Below are 17,802 nucleotides of genomic sequence, written 5' to 3' on the forward strand. Positions count from 1 at the left end.
CGGTTCGGGGTGGTTTCGCATGTCGTTCGGGTGCGGGTCGCCGGCGGCCGCTCGCGCCCACGCGGCGGAGCCGCATATCGATACAGCCCCGCGCCCCTAGGTAGGTGAAGGGCCCCCGGCGCTGCATCAGCACCGGGGGCCCTTCACCTTCGTACGAATCCCTACGCCGGCGGGAGCCTGTCCAGCTGGGACTGGATGCGGGCGATGTCCTCGTCCGCCTTGGACAGGCGGGTGCGGATCTTGTCGACCACGTTGTCCGGGGCCTTCGCCAGGAACGCCTCGTTGCCGAGCTTGGCCGTGGCCTGGGCCTTCTCCTTCTCGGCGGCGGCCAGGTCCTTGGCGAGGCGCTTGCGCTCGGCGGCGACGTCGATCGTGCCGGAGAGGTCGAGGGCGACCTCGGCGCCCGAGACCGGGAGGGTGGCCGTGGCCGTGAAGGCCTCGCCCTCCGGCTGGAGGCGCAGGAGCTGACGGATGGCCGCCTCGTGGGGCGCCAGCGCCGTACCGTCCAGCGTCAGGCGGGCCGGGACGCGCTGGCCCGGCTGCAGACCCTGGTCGGCGCGGAAGCGGCGGACCTCGGTGATGACGGCCTGGAGGGTCTCGATCTCCCGCTCGGCGGCCGTGTCACGGAAGCCGCTGTCGGTCGGCCAGTCCGCGATGACGACCGACTCACCGCCCGTAAGGGTGGTCCACAGGGTCTCCGTGACGAACGGGACCACCGGGTGCAGCAGCTTGAGGGTGACCTCGAGGACCTCGCCCAGGACCCTCTTGCTGACCTCGGCCGCCGCGCCGCCCGCCTGGAACGTCGTCTTGGACAGCTCGACGTACCAGTCGAAGACCTCGTCCCACGCGAAGTGGAAGAGGGCGTCGGACAGCTTGGCGAACTGGAAGTCGTCGTAGTACGCGTCGACCTCGGCGATGACGGAGTTGAGGCGGGACAGGATCCAGCGGTCCGTCGCCGCCATCGCCGACGGCTCGGGCAGCGGGCCGTCCACCGTCGCGCCGTTCATCAGCGCGAAGCGCGTCGCGTTCCAGATCTTGTTGGCGAAGTTGCGGGAGCCCTGGACCCAGTCCTCGCCGATCGGGACGTCGACACCGGGGTTGGCGCCACGGGCCAGGGTGAACCGGAGCGCGTCGGAGCCGTACTTGTCCATCCAGTCCAGCGGGTTGACCGCGTTGCCGAAGGACTTCGACATCTTCTTGCCGAACTGGTCGCGGACCATGCCGTGCAGGGCGATGGTGTGGAACGGCGGGGTGCCGTCCATCGCGTACAGGCCGAACATCATCATCCGGGCGACCCAGAAGAAGAGGATGTCGTAGCCGGTGACCAGGACGGAGTTCGGGTAGAACTTCGCGAGCGACTCGGTCTGTTCGGGCCAGCCGAGGGTGGAGAAGGGCCACAGGCCGGAGGAGAACCAGGTGTCGAGGACGTCGGTGTCCTGGTGCCAGCCCTCGCCGGACGGCGGCTCCTCGTCGGGGCCGACGCAGACGACTTCACCCTCCGGGCCGTACCAGACCGGGATCCGGTGACCCCACCACAACTGCCGTGAAATACACCAGTCGTGCAGGTTGTCGACCCAGTCGAAGTACCGCTTCTCCATCTCCTGCGGATGGATCTTGACCTTGCCCTCGCGGACGGCGTCACCGGCGGCCTTCGCCAGCGGGCCGACCTTGACCCACCACTGCATGGACAGGCGCGGCTCGATGGTGGTCTTGCAGCGCGAGCAGTGGCCGACGCTGTGGACGTACGGCCGCTTCTCGGCGACGATCCGGCCCTCGGCGCGCAGCGCGGCGACGATGGCGGAGCGGGCCTCGAGCCGGTCCAGGCCCTGGAAGGGGCCGTGGGCGGTGATGACGGCGTGCTCGTCCATGATCGTGATGGCCGGCAGGTCGTGCCGCTGGCCGATCTCGAAGTCGTTCGGGTCGTGGGCCGGGGTGACCTTGACGGCGCCGGTGCCGAACTCGGGGTCGACGTGCGTGTCGGCGACGACCGGGATGGAGCGGTCGGTCAGCGGAAGCCTGATGAGCTTGCCGACGAGGTGCTTGTAGCGCTCGTCCTCGGGGTGAACGGCGACGGCGGTGTCACCGAGCATGGTCTCGGCACGGGTGGTGGCGACGACGATCGTCTCGTCCCCGTCCCCGTACTTCATGGAGACCAGCTCGCCGTCGTCGTCCTGGTACTCGACCTCGATGTCCGAGATCGCCGTCAGACAGCGGGGGCACCAGTTGATGATGCGCTCGGCGCGGTAGATCAGCTCGTCGTCGTACAGCCGCTTGAAGATGGTCTGGACGGCCTGGGACAGGCCCTCGTCCATCGTGAACCGCTCGCGGGACCAGGCGACTCCGTCACCCAGGCGGCGCATCTGCCCGGAGATCTGCCCACCGGACTCGGCCTTCCACTGCCAGACACGCTCGACGAAGGCCTCACGGCCGAGGTCGTGCCGGGACTTGCCCTCCTTGCCCAGCTCCCGCTCGACGACGTTCTGCGTGGCGATACCGGCGTGGTCCATGCCGGGCTGCCACAGCGTCTCGAAGCCCTGCATGCGCTTACGACGGGTCAGCGCGTCGATGAGGGTGTGCTCGAAGGCGTGGCCCAGGTGGAGGCTGCCCGTGACGTTCGGCGGCGGGATGACGACGGTGTACGGCGTCTTGTCGCTCTTCGCGTCCGCCTCGAAGTAACCGCGCTCTACCCAGCGCTCGTACAGCGGCCCCTCTACATCGGCCGGCGCGTACTGGGTCGGCAGTTCGGTGTCGGGCGCGGGTGGCTGCTGCTGAGCGTTTTCGGTCACGGGGGTCAGTTTAGAGGTGTCACGGGGTGGTCCCGAAACGCGTTTGTTCTGTAACGGTGCGGCCCCCGGTGCCGTGTGGTTCCTGGGCCTGGGCCAGGATGTCAGGAACACATAAGCATCTGGAGGGGAACCCAGGAATGAGCAACAACCAGCCGGGCCCGTACGGCCAGCAGCCGCCCTACGGCCAGCCGGGGCAGCCTGGTCCGTACGGCCAGCCGGGCCCCTACGGCCAGCAGCAGCCGCAGGCACCCCAGCCCGGCTACGGCTACCCCCAGCAGGCCCCTCCGGCCCCGCAGCCCGGATACGGCTACCCGCAGCAGGGCGCGCCGCAGCAGGGTGTGCCGCCGCAGCCGAACCCGTACGGCCAGCAGCAGCCCTACGGCCAGGCCCCGTACGCCGTTCCGCAGCCCCCGGCCCCGGCCGGCGGGAAGAAGAAGACGGGCCTGGTCATCGGGGCGGTGGCGGTCGTCGCGGCGATCGCGGTGGGCGCGTACTTCGTCCTCGCGGGCGGCAGCGGCAGCAGTGATGTCGCGGACGACGGCCCGCACAAGCTGACGACGCCGGCGAACGTGATCAACGGTACGTACAAGAAGTCGTCCAACAGTGGTTCCGACGACTCGATGAGCGACGGTGACCTGGCCGACTTCAAGAAGTGGGGCGTGAAGAACCCCCAGCACGCCGGCGCCTCGTACGAGAACGGGACCGGTCTGACCGCCAAGGGCCTGTCCTTCAGCGGCGTCTACGGCACCATCGACAATCCCGAGGCCGTGGTGGACGCCGCATTCGCCAAGGTCAAGTCGGAATCGGAGAAGGACCAGAGCGGGGACTCGACCAAGGGCAAGCTCCTGGGCAGCCCGGAGACGGTCCACCCCTCGGGCTTCGACGGCATCATGAAGTGCCAGATGGCGCAGATCGACAACACCGACTCCTCCGCGTCGGCCGCCGGTGCCGCGAAGACCATCAAGGTGCCCTTCTGCATCTGGGGTGACCACAGCACGGTTGCCGACGTCTCGGCCTTCAGCTTCGCCGCTCTCGCCGCAGGTGAGAGCGGCTCGATCGACACCACGGCCGACCTCGCCGCCAAGCTCCGCAACGACGTGCGCGTCAAGGCCTGAGGCCCGCGGACCGGCATCCCCCTCACAGAAGGCGGCTCATCACGATGAGCCGCCTTCTGCCGTGCGATCAGGCCCGCCTGCAGGCCGGCAGCGACACCTCGGCCTTCGCGCCGACCCTGCCCAGGGCCTCGACGCAGGCGGGGTTGGTCATCTTTCCTGCGCCGGTGTCGATCGCGCCGTTGCTACAGACCCCCTTCGCCTTCGGGCCGGCCAAGTATCCATGGGTGGCCACGTAGTTGGTGCAGGCGCTCTGCGTGGCGCTCGCCGGTGAGGCCACGAGGATCGGCAGGGCCCTTGCCGCGACCACCACACCGGCCGCTGCCGCCAAGCGCTTCGCCCTCTGGGAAGTCATTTTGGAGTCCTCCCGCTTGCACAGCCAGATGTTCGAACGAACGTCCGACTCGGTCGGGCGGATTTGCCCATGAGAGCAGGGCGAACTCCGGTTCCCGCCGGAACGACGGCTCGATCCGGTCACCCCTGACCTGATGCAACTCGTCGGCGATGATCTCCAGACCGGAGAGCCGACCCTCGAGTTCCGTAAGGCGGTCCGCATCGGCTCCAAATACGCTTGACTTTCGCTCGTGTCGCGCTGCAATTCGATCTCACCGATACGGGCGCCTGTGGTACCGGAAATATTCATTCCCATGGGCGACAACATGGTCTCATCGTGAGTGAACCATTCCGCCAACAGAGTGACGTACGTCACATGTGGTTCTCTCGCCTCCCGGTGTTCAAGCGACTACGGTCGCATTCCGCCCTTCTCTCTTCAATCACTTTGGCGATCAGCCATCCAGACGCTTTCGGACATGCCAGCAGGGGGTAATGTGTCCATGGCGCACCACGGAGAAAGCGATCTTTCCGAATACATTCAATCCACTTCGCGAGCCCTGGACCGATGTATCGACGAACGTGCCAGGGCAGTGATCCAATCCTGTATCGATGAACTCAGTTCGCTCCTGAAGGAAAAGACGGAGAGCCCGGCCGGCGGTCTTCCGCTCACCGATCTCCAGCAGGCGTACTTCGTCGGCGAGCAGGGCGTGGGCCGACTGGCCGCCCCGGCCCTCTACATCCACGAGTACCGCTTCCCGGCCGGCACCGCCCCGGACCCCGCGCGCCTCGGCGCCGCGCTGACCCGGATGCGACAGGCACACCCGGCACTCCGGCTGAGGATCGCCGCCGACGGAACGCAATCCTTCACCTCTTCGCCGGACACCGGTGAGAACGCCTCTCCGCTCGCCCTGTACGACCTTTCGCGGTTTCCCTCGAACGGCGCTCGAGAAGAACTTGAGAAATTACGGAATTCCATTCCGTCGGACATACCCGGGCACGAGACCGGATTCCCGTTCCTGCTGCGCCTGGTGTCCTTGCCGGACGGATCTGCGCATCTCCAGATCGCCCTCCGGCTGACCGCATTCGACGGCGTCACGATCCAGCTCTTCTTCGCGGAACTCGCCCGCTGCTACAAGGATCCCGCGTATCGGCCGCAACTCGAGGTCCTGACTTTCGAGGAATATCTCCGGGGACAGGAGAACCGCACCTCTTCCGCCGCCTACAGAGCGGCCTCGCGCCAGTGGGACGAGCGGCTCGCCTCCCTTCCGCCCGCACCGGACCTGCCCCGCATTTCGGCGGTCGACGAAGCCCGGGCCGCGGCGGGCGACGGCCCCGGCGCCATCGGCGCGAAGGCCCTGCACCGCACCGGGCACCGCCTCGCCCCCCACACCTGGCACCGCTTCCGCCGGCACGCCGCCGAAGCGGGTCTGTCCCCGGGCGCGGCGCTGTTCGGGCTGTATGTGGAATGCCTGCTCCGATGGTCGGGCGGCCGCTCCGGCAGCGTCACCGTGCTCGCCTCGCACCGGCCGGGCGGCCGGCTCGGCGCCGAGCGCATGTGGGGGTGCGGCGGCAGCACGGTGATCGTCCCCTACGACCCGCAGGAGGGCTCCTTCGCCGAGCGGTGCCATGCCTACCAGGAGTACCTCTACACCTCCCTGGAGGCCGGTGAGGTCTCCGGTGTCGAGGTCGGGCGCCGGCTGAACCGGCGGCGCGGCCAGAGCGGCAACCCCGTCCCCGTGGTCTTCAGCAGCGGACTCGACCTGGTCGAGGGGATCACCGACGGCTTCCGCCTCGACCTGCCGGGCGCCACGCTCGTCCACAGCGCCATCAGCACCCCGGAGATCCTGCTCGACCACCAGGTCTACGAGCAGTCCGGGGACCTGGTCTGCAACTTCGACCACGACCGGGCGAGTTTCCCGCCGGGCCTCGTCGACGAACTCGCCGCCTACCATCTGCGCAGGCTGCGGGAGCTGGCGGGCGACGGCCACGCCTGGCACCGCACCGAACCCGCACCGCTGCCCGAGGAACAGCTCGCCGAGCGCCGGCGCGCCAACGACACGGCCGCCGAGGGCCTCGACGGCGAACTGCACGAGGCCGCCCTCGACCAACTGCGCCGCCGTCCCGACGCGGTCGCCGTGGTCGACGCCGAACGCGCACTGAGCGCCGCCGATCTCGACCGGCTCTCGGGCGTCCTGGCGACCCGGCTGCGCGAGGCGGGCATCGGCCGCGAACCGGCCCGGCCCGACCTCGTCGCCGTCCGGATGCCCAGGTCCTGGCAGCAGAGCGTGGCCGTGCTCGGCATCCTGCGGGCCGGCGGGGCCTACCTGCCCATGGCCCCGAGCTGGCCCGCCCCGCGCGTCACCGAGGTGCTCCGGCAGAGCGGCGCCGCGGCGGTGGTCACGCTCCCGGGCGCACCGCAGGAGGGCCTCGCCGGCCTTCCGGTGGTCGAGCTGCCCGACCCCGCCGTCCCGGCCGGGACGGCCCCGGCGCCCGACGGGCTCGGCGGGCCCGGCGGGCCCGGCGGCGGCCGTGCGCGTACCGCCTACGTCATCTACACCTCCGGCTCGACCGGCACGCCCAAGGGCGCGGTGATCTCGCACGGGGCCGCCACGAACACGCTGCGGGACCTGGCCGGACGGCTGGAGCTGAGCGGCGCGGACCGGGTGCTCGCGGTCTCCTCGCTCGCCTTCGACCTGTCCGTGTTCGACATCTTCGGGATCCTCGGGACCGGCGGCACCGTCGTCGTCCCGCCCGAGAGCGAGGTCCCCGATCCGGAGAGCTGGGGGGAGCTGTGCCGACGCCACCGGGTCACCGTGTGGAACTCGGTGCCCGCGCTGCTCCAGCTCACCCTCGAGTACTTCGGCGACCGGGCCGCCGACGTACTCGGCTCGCTGCGGCTCATCATGCTCAGCGGCGACTGGATCCCGCTGCCGCTGCTGGACCGCATCGCGCGGGTGTGCCCGTCCGCCCGGGTGCTCGCCATGGGCGGCGCCACCGAGGCGTCCATCTGGTCCAACCACTTCTGGACCGAGCAGCAGCCGGACGGCTGGTCGAGCGTGCCGTACGGCTTTCCGCTCGACAACCAGAGCATGCACGTCCTCGACCGTGAGCTGGCCGACGCTCCCGTCTGGGTCCCCGGCGACCTCTACATCGGCGGCGTGGGGCTCGCCGACGGCTACCGCAACGCGCCCGAGCTGACGAAGGCCTCCTTCGTGGCCCGCCCCGGGACCGGGGAACGCCTGTACCGCACCGGTGACCGGGCCCGCTACTGGCCCGGCGGTGTCCTGGAGTTCCTGGGCCGCGAGGACGACCAGGTCAAGATCGGCGGACATCGCATCGAGCTGGGCGAGATCGAGACCCGGCTGGCGGCCCGGCCCGACGTGGAGACGGCGGTGGCCGTGGTCGCGGGAGCCCCGGGCAACTCCTACCTGGCGGCGTTCGTCACCCCGGCGCCCGGCGCCCGGCCCGATCCCACCGATCTGCGCGCCCGACTCGCCGCGCAGCTGCCGCCGTACATGGTCCCGGCCACGATCGACACCGTGGCCGAGCTCCCGCTCAGCTCCAACGGCAAGGTGGACCGCAAGGCGCTGCTGGAACGGCACACCTCCGCGGCCGAGGCGCCGGCGTCGTCCGGGGGCCGGTCCGGGACGGGTGTCGCGCCGCGCACCGCCGAGGAAGGCCGGCTGCTCACCCTGTGGCAGGAGGTGCTGGGCACCGAAGTGCGCGGCGTCACGGACGACTTCTTCGCCCTGGGCGGCAACTCCCTGCTGGCCGTGCGCCTGTTCCACCGGATCAGGGAGACGTTCGACCGTGCCCTCCCGCTGGCCGCGCTGATGCGCGGGCGCACGGTCGCCGAGCAGGCCGCCCAGCTCGGCGGTGACGCCGAGGTGCGGCAGTCCGTCTCGTCGCTGGTGCGCGTCAAGGACGCCGAGGAGGGGACCGGCACCCGGCGCCATCTGGTGGTCGTGCACCCGGTCGGCGGCGACGTGCTGTGCTACGAGCGGCTGGTGCGGGCGCTGGGCGACCACCCGGTGACGGCCGGCGTCGCCGTGCACGGGCTGCGTGCCCCGGGCCTGCTGCCGGGCGAACGTCCGGCGGGCGACATGGCAGAACTGGTGGCGGGCTACGCGAGCGCTCTGCAGGAGGCGCTCCCGTACGGCGAACTGCACCTGGTCGGCTGGTCGATGGGCGGCACGATCGCCGTCAGTCTGGCCGGCCGGCTCGCGGCGCGGGGCCGTTCGGTGGCGTCGGTGACGGCGATCGACTCCTTCACCGGCGATCCCGGCGTACCCCCGGCGACCTTCCGCGAACGGGTCACCGGCTTCTTCTCCGACCTGGCCCAGGGCGCGGACGCGCGGGCGCACGTCCCCGAGGGTCTGTCCGAGCGGGACGACCGGGCGGCGTGCCTGCTCTCCGTGCAGGAGTCCGTGGTGGCCGCCGGGCTGCTGGGCGGGCCGCTGGCCGAGGAGGATCTGCTCCGGTTGTTCGAGGTGTACGCGAGCAACTCCGCGCTGCTGGAGGCCCACCGGCCGGTCGGGGTCCCCGCCAAGCTGCTGCTGGTGCGGGCGCGGGGCAGCGACGGCCGGACGTTCCCCGGGCTCGTCCCGCTGGAGCAGGGCCTGGACGGCGACGTGAAGCCGTGCCTGGTGGACGGAGACCACTACTCGGTCATGTCCCCCGAGGGCACGCAAGGCCTCGCGGCACTCGTCGCGCACCGCCTCGCCGGCCGACGCCCGGACCAGGACCCGTACTTCAACTCCGCGCTCTGGTGCTGAACCCCGGCACCGCCGAGGCGCCGGCGGCCCCGCGCCGCTGACCGCCGTGTCCCGTCCGCTCGCGGTGCCCGGGCCCGGCACGGTCCCGGGCGCCCGGGACCGTCCGTCCACGCGTCCCGTGACCCACGCTCGCCCGACCTGCCGACAAGGAACCGAATTGCGCACCAGCACCCACTGGGCCGGCTCGCCGAGGACACCGCCGATGCCCGGGTCAGGGCCGGAGTGCACCACCGCAGCACCGACCACATCGGTGCCGCACCCGGCCGTGCGGTGGCCGTCCGCCAACCGGCCGGCCTCCCCCGCCTGTTCAGCTCAGAGAAACGGAGAGATCACGCAATGACCACGGCCAAGAAGCCCGAGATCTGGAACTCCAGCACCTTCGACTCGATGCGGCGCAAGCTCATCCCCTCCTTCGACCTGATCTACGCCAGCGGTGTCCACGCGGTCGTGGAGACGGTGCCCGAGCGGGCCCGCATCCTCGACCTCGGCGCCGGCACCGGGCTGCTCGGCGGGGCCCTGCTGGAACGGCTCCCCGAGGCCGAACTCGTCCTCGTGGACCACTCGTCGGCGATGCTTCAGAAGGCCAGGGAGCGGTTCGCAGACAACCCGCGCGTCACGGTCCGGGTCGCCGACATGAAGGACCCGCTGCCGCAGGGGCCGTTCGACGCGGTCGTCTCCGGTCTCGCGATCCACCACCTCACCCACGCGGAGAAGGAGGACCTGTTCCGGCGCATCCACCAGGTCCTCACCCCGCGCGGGATCTTCGTCAACGTCGAGCAGTTCTGCGGTCCGAACGCCGCCGTCGACGCGATGTACGACTACCAGCACGAGGCCCACGTCCAGCGTGAGCAGTGCCCGCCCGACGAGTGGGAGGCGGGCAAGGAGCGCATGAAGATCGACATCTGCGCCACGCTGGAGATGCAGTTCGAGTGGCTGCGCAAGGTCGGTTTCAGCCACGTCGACTGCCTGGCCAAGGACTGGCGCTACGGCACCTACGCCGCCTGGGTCGCCTCATGACGGACACCGTGACCGGCCGCGCGGGTGCGGTGCTGTGCCAGGCGGTGGCCGGGGCCGCCGCGCGGCGGCCCGACGACGTCGCGATCACCGACGTGGACGGGAGCGAGGTCCGCTACGGCGAACTGCTCCCGCTCGTCGAACGGCTCGCCGCCGGGCTGCACGCCCACGGGGTGCGTCCGGGCGACACCCTCGCCTTCGCCCTGCCCAACAGCGCCCGCTACGTCGGACTGATCCTCGCGGCGGCCCGGCTCGGCGCCCGCTATGTGCCGCTGATGGGCGACTTCACCCCGGAGGAGACGGCCCGCGCCCTCGAACTGGCCCGGCCGGTCCTGCTGGTGGCCGACCGGCCGCATCACGCGGCGGCGGACGCCGTCCGCACGGTCCCGCCGGCGGCGGTGGCGGACTCCGCCGCGCCGCCCGCCCCGCTGCCCGCACAGCCGCACGCGGGCCTGTTCCGGCAGCTGTGGACCTCGGGGTCGACGGGCTTCCCGAAGATGATGGTCTGGCGGCAGGACAAGTTCGTCACCGAGCGGCGCCGCTGGATCGCGGACACCGGTGTGACGGCCGACGACGTCTTCTACTGCCGCCACCCACTGGACGTCGCCCACGCCACCGACCTGCACGTCTTCGCCGCTCTGCTGAGCGGGGCCCGGCTGGTGCTGGCCGACCCCACCGCCCCGGCCGAGGACCATCTGCGACGGCTGGGCGAGCAGCGGGCGACCGTGACGAGCGCCCTGCCGAGCCACTACGCGTGCCTGGTCGAGGCCGCGCGGATCCGGCCGGACGCGGACCTGTCGGCACTGCGCCGGCCGCTGTGCGGCGGCGCCTACCTCAGCCCGGCCGTCGTACGGGAGGCGGCAGAGGTCCTGGGCATCCGCATCCGGCAGATCTACGGCTCCACGGAGTTCGGCATCGCGCTGGGCAACATGGCCGACGAGGTGCAGACGTCGGGGGCGATGGTGCCGGTGCGCGGGGTGGGTGCACGGATCGCGCCGCTGTCGGAGCGGGTCCCGGACACCGGTGAGCTGGTGCTGCGCTCGGACTGCACGAGCGAGGGCTACCTGTTCGCGGACGAGGCCAACGCGCGCACCTTCCGGGACGGCGAGTTCTGGACCGGGGACGTGGCGCAGGAGGTGCCGGGCGGCGGGTTCCGTATCGTCGGCCGCGTCTCCGAGGTCCTGACCACTCCTGGCGGGCCCGTCCTCGCACCGGTCCTGGACGCCGAGATCGCCGAGGCCTGCCCGGGTACCGAGGCCGTGGTGCTGCCGGTCGACCCGGGGTCGTTCACCGACCGGGTCGTGGTGGTGGTCCGGCCGGCCCCGCAAGGACCGGCCGAGGACACGCTCAAGCAGGTCGACGCGGTGCTGTCCGGCCACGGGCTGGACGCCGCCGTACACGTGGTCGACGCGATTCCCCGCACCCCGGTCGGCAAGATCGACAAGCCGCGGCTGCGGGCACGCTTCGCGCTGACCGGTAACCGGACGGGTGGGTGAGAAGCGATGCTGAACCACGAACGCACCGGCAGCGGTCCTGCCGTCGTGCTGGTCCACGGGCTCGCCGCGGACCAGGAGTTCTTCGCCCCCGTGGTGGCCGGCCTGGCCCGCGACCACACGGTGGTGAGCGTGGACCTGCCGGGCCATGGCGGCTCGCCGGCGGGCGACGCCCCGACGCTCGCCGCGGCCGCCGCCGGTCTCGCCGAGGTCCTCGACGGGCTCGGCCTCCAGGACGTGGCCCTGCTCGGCTGGTCCCTGGGCGCGACCGTCACCTGGACGTATCTGGAGCAGTACGGCAGCGGGCGGGTGCGGGCGCTGGTCTCCGTCGAGCAGACGCCGTGGCTGCTGGCCGAGGACGGCTGGCCGTACGCCGCCTTCGGCACCCTCGACGCCGAGGCCGCCGCCGGCCTGCTGGCCAGCGCCGGGTCGGACCCGGGCGCGGTCGCCGAGAACCTGGTGCGCGGCTCCTTCGCGGCCGGTACGACGCCGGACCCGGCCGTGGTGGAACCGCTCGTGGAGCGCGCCCGGCGGACCTCGCCCGCCTCCCTGCAAGGGCTGCTCGGTGACGTACTGCGCGAGGACTGGCGCCCACGGGTGGGCGGGATCGACGTCCCGACCCTGCTGGTTCACGGCGCCCGGAGCCAGGTCTACCCGCCCGAGGTCGGCACCTGGCTCGCCAAGGCGTTCCCGCGGGCCCGGCTGGAGCTTCTGGAGGACTCCGGGCACCTCTGCTTCCTGGAGCAGCCGGAGCGGTTCTGCGGCACGGTCCGCGCATTCCTGGCCCCTGAGACGACGGAAAGGTGAACTCCGCCATGACCGAAGCAGCAACCGGGCAGCTCGCCAGCCGGCTGTGCTGGATCTACCCGGACCGCGGCACCCTGCGCCAGCGGGAGGCCGAGGCCGCGGCCATCTGGACGACGTACACGAAGATCGCCGCCGACTGCGGCCTGCGGATGTCCCTGCACAAGGCCGAGGCGCTCTCGGTGGACGCCACCGGCGACGGCGAGCCGGCCGTGTTCCTCGACGGCGAGCGGATCACCCCGCAGGACACCATCCTGGTGACCTCGCTGTGGTCGCTGCCGCACCAGGTCCCCGAGGTCTGCAACCAGCTGTTCGCTTACACGATCCTGGAGCAGGCCGGGTTCTATCTGCCGATCCCCCCGCACACGTCGTACATCACGACCGACAAGATGGCGACGATGCTCTTCCTGCGGGACTGCCCCGTCCCCCGGGTGCCCACCGTCCGCATCGGCTCGGGCCGCGACTCCATCAGCCGGCACTACAAGCCCGCGCTGACCGGCCTCACCTACCCGCTGCTGGTCAAGCCCGCCTACTGGGGCATGGGCCAGGGCGTGTGCCTCGTCCGCAACGACCACGAGCTGCGCGGTGTCATCGGCCTGGCCGGCGGCGCCGACACGGCTCTGGTCGTGCAGCCCTACCTCGGCGAGGGCGTCAACGACTTCCGGGTGTACGTCATCGACGGCAAGGCCCACACCGTGCTGCGGCGCATCCCGCAGGGTGCCTCGCTCACCGCCAACCTCGTCAACGGCGGCCGGCTGGAGTACCCGGAGCTGCCCAAGGAGCTGGAGAGCTCCATCGACTACATCGCCGCCAAGCTGGACATGCCGTACTTCTGCGCCGACTTCCTGTGGGACGGCAAGCAGTTCTGGCTGTCGGAGGTCGAGCCGGACGGGGCGTGCGGCTACGCCACCACCGAGGAGGTCGCCAAGATCCAGCACGCGGTCATCGAGGGCCGCTTCCGCGCCTACGTCGAGGCTCACGCCCGCTGGATCGCCGAGCGCGCGGAGGCCTCCGCATGACCGCGGTCATCGGCGACCTGGCCTGGCAGGACGTGCTGGCCCGGGCCCGGGAGCTGCAGTCCCGCGGCGGCGCGCAGGTGCCTGCGGACGCCTCCGGCCCGGCCGATCTGGCGGTGACCGGCCCGAAGGAGATCCTGGAGGTCACCCGGCAGGCCGCGCCCGGGCGGGGCGCGGTCGTGATGTCGAGCGGGGGCACCACCGGCAAGCCGAAGCTCACGTACGTGCCCTACCACCAGGCGTGCGGGCGGCTGCTGGAGCAGTGGCGGCCGCTGACGCAGGACAGCGTCATGCTCAACCTGTTCAATCCCGGCCGTCTGTGGGCCTCCCACTACTACATGCAGACCCTCGCCGAACAGGTCGGCTGCACCGTCGTACCGTCCGGGCCGTTCGCCCCGGAGGACGTCGGCGGGTGGCTGCCGATGTTCCGGGAGATCGGCGTGGACACCCTCGCCGGCACTCCGACGGCGCTCGCGGACTTCGCCGAGGGTGTCCTGCTGGCCGGCGAACCGCTCCCGGTCCGCGGCATCATCTGGATGGCCGAGCCCTGGACGGACGCCAAGCACAGCAGCGTCGTCAAGGCCTTCCCCGATGCGGGGTTCTGGGCCAACTACGGCTCGGTGGAGACGTACATCATCGGCACCAACACCCCGGCCTGCGACCTGCAGACGCTGCATCTGATGCCGGATCAGATGCTGGAGCTGGAGGAGGCCGGCGCCCTGCTCACCCGGATCGGCGACGGCTGGACCATGCCGGCCGTGCGCTACCGGCTCGGGGACCGGCTGGCGGCCGCCGAGTGCCGCTGCGGACGGCCGGACGCGCTGCGGGTGCTGGGCCGTGCCGACGACGCGGTGAGTCTGCGCAGCGCCCTGTTCAGCGTCGGCGAGGTGCTCGCCCGGGCGCGCACGCTGCCCGGCGTGGACGAGGCACAGCTGGTGCTGACGCGGGCCACCGACGAGCTGAGGGCGGCCACGGCGCTGACCCTGGAGTTCACCGGCGGCGCCGAACCCGAGGACGTGCGGCAGCACTTGACGGCCGAGTTCTACCACCTGGCCGCCGTGCACACGCGCTATCCGGGCTCGATCACGGCACGCCGTGTGGGCAGACTCAGCCGGGTGGAGCGCACCAACAAGGTGCCACCGGCTGTGTGGAGGGACGCATGACATCGGTCCAGCAGAAGGCCGACGCGCGACGAGGGTGGCGGACGAGTCCGTGGACGAGCCTGGTCGTGCTCGCCCTGGGGTTCTTCCTGACGATGCTCGACGTGTCGATCGTCAACATCGCCATCCCCGACATCCGGCAGGACTTAGGCGCGTCGCTCGGCGACGTGCTGTGGGCGGTCAACGCCTACGTCCTGGTGGTGGCCGTCCTGCTGATCACGGCGGGACGGCTGGGCGACCTGTACGGTCCCCGTCGGCTCTTTCTCCTGGGCGTCATCGTCTTCACGGTGTTCAGCCTGGTCTGCGGTCTGGCGGACAGCATCGGTGCCCTGATCGCCGCACGGGCGTTCCAGGGCCTCGGTGCCGCGCTGCTGCTGCCGCAGACCATGTCGATGATCGTCAGCCTGTTCCCGGCGGAGCGGCGCGGGCTGGCGCTCGGGGTGTGGGGGGCTGTCGGCGGTGTCGCCGCCGTCGTCGGTCCCTCCCTCGGCGGTGTGCTCGTCACCACGCTGAGCTGGCAGTGGATCTTCTTCGTGAACGTCCCCGTGGGCGCGGCGGCCGTCGTGCTGACCCTGCTGGCGGTGCCCGACCTCCGCTTCGACCGCCGGCACCGGCTCGACCTGGGCGGGATCGGCCTCTCGGCGGCCTGGCTGTTCTGTCTGACCTTCCCGCTCATGGAGGGCGCACGCTACGACTGGGCACCCTGGGTGCTCGTCCTGCTGGCCGCCTCCCTCGTGCTGGGCACCGGGTTCGTGGTGCACGAACGGCGCCGGCAGGAGTCGGAGCCGCTGGTGCCGTTCGCGCTGTTCCGGGACCGGAACTATTCGGCCATGCTGGTCGTGGCGGCCTCCGTGGCCTTCGGGATCATCGCGCTGATGCTGCTGCTGACCCTGTACTTCCAGTCCGTGCTGGGCTTCAGCGCGCTGCGGGCCGGCTTCGCCCTGGCCCCTCCGGCGCTGATCTCGACCGCGCTCGCGCCGTTCGCCGGGCGGTTCACGGACCGCTTCGAGGCGCGGTCGATCCTGCTGGCCGGTCTGGTCCTGACCGTCGTCGGCATGGTGTGGACGACCGCGGTCATGGACGTCGACACGGCCTGGGCCCAGTTCCTGCCGCCCATGGTGGTCATCGGGCTCGGCAACGGCCTGCTGATCGCCCCGCTGGCCGCGGTCGCCATGCGCGGGATGCCACCCCAGCTGGCGGGGGCGGCCTCCGGTGTGCTGAACACCGTGCGCCAGCTGGGCCCGGTCATCGCGGTGACCCTGGTCAACCTGCTGATCGAGCAGCGCATGGCGGGCCGCACTCCGGACGCGTCGGCCGCCTATGCCGATGTCCTGCGGCTCGGCATGGCCCTGCCCATCTGCGCCATCGTCATCGGGGCCCTGGCCTGCGGCCCCGACGCTCTGCGGGCGGTCCGGAGGAAGCAACCGGGCAGCGACACCGACTGACCGGCCCGAGGGAGCGCCGGACGGTTCGCCGTGGCCCCATGAGCCGATCGCATCCGTTTCAGGGAGAACGCTCATGAGCAAAGACACGTTTCCGGTGGATTTCCCCCGGCAGCGATCCACTTCCTTGCCGTACGCGCGCTACCGGCCGGCCCCCACGGTGGACCTGGCCGACCGCACCTGGCCCCGGCGGCGCCTGACCCGGGCGCCGCGCTGGCTCTCCACCGACCTGCGGGACGGCAATCAGGCCCTCCCGGTCCCGATGGACCTGGAGCGCAAGACACGCCTGTTCCGGCTGCTGGTGCGGCTGGGCTACAAGGAGATCGAGGTCGGCTTCCCGGCCGCGAGCGACACCGAGTTCGCGTTCGTCCGCCGGCTGATCGAGGACGACGAGATCCCCGAGGACGTGCTCGTCCAGGCCATCGTGCCGGCCCGCGAGGACCTCATACGGCGCACGTTCGACGCGCTGGAGGGGGCCCCGCAAGCCATCGCCCACCTGTACAACTCGACCTCGCCGACACAGCGCCGGGTGGTCTTCGGCATGGACCGGGCCGGGGTCGTCCGGCTGGCCGTGGACCACGCGAGGCTCTGCCGGGAGCTGGCCGACCGCCGTCCCGGACGGATCGGCTTCCAGTACTCGCCCGAGTCGTTCTCGCAGACGGAGCCGGACTTCGCGCTGGAGATCTGCGAGGCCGTCATGGACGCGTGGGAGCCGGACCGGAACCGGGAGATCATCCTCAACCTGCCGTCGACGGTGGAGTGCTCGACCCCCAACCTGTTCGCCGACCAGGTCGAGTGGATGAGCCGGAACCTGTCCCGGCGCGAGCACGTGTGCCTGTCGCTGCACCCGCACAACGACCGCGGCACCGGGGTGGCCTCCGCCGAACTGGGGCTGCTCGCCGGGGCGGACCGCATCGAGGGGTGCCTGTTCGGCAACGGCGAGCGCACCGGCAACGTCTGCCTGGTCATCCTGGCGCTGAACCTGATGACCCAGGGCGTGGACCCGCAGATCGACCTCTCCGACCTCGACTCGGTCCGCGAGGTGGTGGAGGACTGCACCCGGATGCGGGTGCACGAGCGGTACCCGTACGCGGGCGAGCTGGTGCACACCTCGTTCTCCGGGTCCCACCAGGACGCCATCAACAAGGGGTTGAAGGCGTTGGAGCAGGACGCGGCGGAAGCGGGCGTGCCGCTGGCCGAGTTCGGCTGGGACGTGCCGTATCTGCCCGTCGACCCCAAGGACATCGGGCGGTCCTACCGGGCGATCATCCGCGTCAACAGCCAGTCGGGGAAGGGCGGCGTGGACTACCTGCTCGGCTCGCTGTACGGGCTGCGGCTGCCCCGCGGGCTCCAGGCGGAGGTGTCGGCCCTGGTGCAGGCGCTGTCCGACGGGGAGGGCCGGGAGGTGCCGGCGGAGGAGCTGTGGGCAGTGTTCGCGGGGGAGCTGCTGCCCGAAGCTCCGCGGGTCGCGCTGCTGCGGTACGAGACGTCGGCGGGGCCGTCGGGGGTGACCGCGCTGAAGGCGGAGCTGGCCGTCGACGGTGAGTCCCGGACGGTGAGCGGTTCGGGTGCGGACGTGGCGTCCGCGTTCGCCGACGCGCTCGGGGGCGACGGGCGGCCGGTGGAGGTGCTGGAGCACAGCGCCCAGCGCGTCACCCTGGCCGGGGTCGAGGGCACCCTCGTGTACGCACGCTGCGAGGTCGGCGGCCGGCCCCACTGGGGCTGCGGCTTCGCGCCGGACACGGAGACCGCGTCGCTGCGGGCCGTGTGCACCGCCCTGCACCGCTCCGGCGCCGCAGCGGGCGCCTGAGCGGCCCTGCCCGTACGCCGAAGGGGCGTCCCGCCGGGGAAATTCCGGTCGGGACGC

At 71.5% G+C, this 17,802-nt stretch carries 11 protein-coding genes; 9 read left to right on the forward strand and 2 right to left on the reverse strand.

What is annotated here, in order from left to right:
- Positions 1–161: 161 nt before the first annotated feature.
- Positions 162–2,786 carry a valine--tRNA ligase gene (locus ABZ471_RS32025; protein WP_359071326.1) on the reverse strand — a complete coding sequence of 875 codons (2,625 nt, stop codon included), beginning with the start codon at positions 2,784–2,786 and terminating at the stop codon, positions 162–164.
- Positions 2,787–2,923: 137 nt separating this feature from the next.
- On the opposite strand from ABZ471_RS32025, the gene ABZ471_RS32030 reads away from it, so the two are divergent.
- Positions 2,924–3,901, forward strand: a complete 978-nt coding sequence (locus ABZ471_RS32030; protein ID WP_359071327.1) for a hypothetical protein — start codon at positions 2,924–2,926, stop codon at positions 3,899–3,901.
- Positions 3,902–3,968: 67 nt separating this feature from the next.
- Here ABZ471_RS32030 and ABZ471_RS32035 read toward each other — a convergent pair whose 3' ends face one another.
- Positions 3,969–4,253, reverse strand: coding sequence for a hypothetical protein (locus ABZ471_RS32035; protein WP_359071329.1), 285 nt, complete (start codon positions 4,251–4,253; stop codon positions 3,969–3,971).
- A gap of 568 nt (positions 4,254–4,821) precedes the next feature.
- Between ABZ471_RS32035 and ABZ471_RS32040 the strand changes: the two genes are divergently transcribed.
- The 8 genes from ABZ471_RS32040 (at position 4,822) to leuA (ending at position 17,745) form a co-directional block, all read left to right on the forward strand.
- Positions 4,822–9,006 (forward strand): amino acid adenylation domain-containing protein, encoded by a 4,185-nt coding sequence (locus ABZ471_RS32040; RefSeq protein ID WP_359071331.1) that lies wholly within the window; start codon positions 4,822–4,824, stop codon positions 9,004–9,006.
- A gap of 336 nt (positions 9,007–9,342) precedes the next feature.
- A complete protein-coding gene (locus tag ABZ471_RS32045) occupies positions 9,343–10,023 on the forward strand; it encodes a methyltransferase domain-containing protein (RefSeq protein ID WP_359071332.1) in 681 nt (226 codons plus the stop codon).
- A complete protein-coding gene (locus tag ABZ471_RS32050) occupies positions 10,020–11,516 on the forward strand; it encodes a class I adenylate-forming enzyme family protein (protein WP_359071334.1) in 1,497 nt (498 codons plus the stop codon). The genes ABZ471_RS32045 and ABZ471_RS32050 overlap by 4 nt, the downstream gene beginning before the upstream one ends.
- 6 nt (positions 11,517–11,522) lie before the next feature.
- On the forward strand, positions 11,523–12,320 hold the full coding sequence (locus tag ABZ471_RS32055) for an alpha/beta hydrolase (protein WP_359071336.1): 798 nt from the start codon (positions 11,523–11,525) through the stop codon (positions 12,318–12,320).
- A gap of 8 nt (positions 12,321–12,328) precedes the next feature.
- Positions 12,329–13,336: a hypothetical protein gene (locus ABZ471_RS32060; protein WP_359071337.1), complete on the forward strand. Its 1,008-nt coding sequence runs from the start codon at positions 12,329–12,331 to the stop codon at positions 13,334–13,336.
- Positions 13,333–14,496, forward strand: coding sequence for an AMP-binding protein (locus ABZ471_RS32065; RefSeq protein WP_359071338.1), 1,164 nt, complete (start codon positions 13,333–13,335; stop codon positions 14,494–14,496). The genes ABZ471_RS32060 and ABZ471_RS32065 overlap by 4 nt, the downstream gene beginning before the upstream one ends.
- Positions 14,493–15,938, forward strand: a complete 1,446-nt coding sequence (locus ABZ471_RS32070; protein ID WP_359071339.1) for an MFS transporter — start codon at positions 14,493–14,495, stop codon at positions 15,936–15,938. The genes ABZ471_RS32065 and ABZ471_RS32070 overlap by 4 nt, the downstream gene beginning before the upstream one ends.
- Before the next feature lie 73 nt (positions 15,939–16,011).
- Positions 16,012–17,745, forward strand: coding sequence for a 2-isopropylmalate synthase (leuA, locus tag ABZ471_RS32075; protein WP_359071341.1), 1,734 nt, complete (start codon positions 16,012–16,014; stop codon positions 17,743–17,745).
- The last annotated feature ends 57 nt before the right edge of the window (positions 17,746–17,802 follow it).

Origin of the sequence: Streptomyces sp. NPDC005728 (genome assembly GCF_040630895.1) — a bacterium.
Taxonomy (GTDB): Bacteria; Actinomycetota; Actinomycetes; order Streptomycetales; family Streptomycetaceae; genus Streptomyces.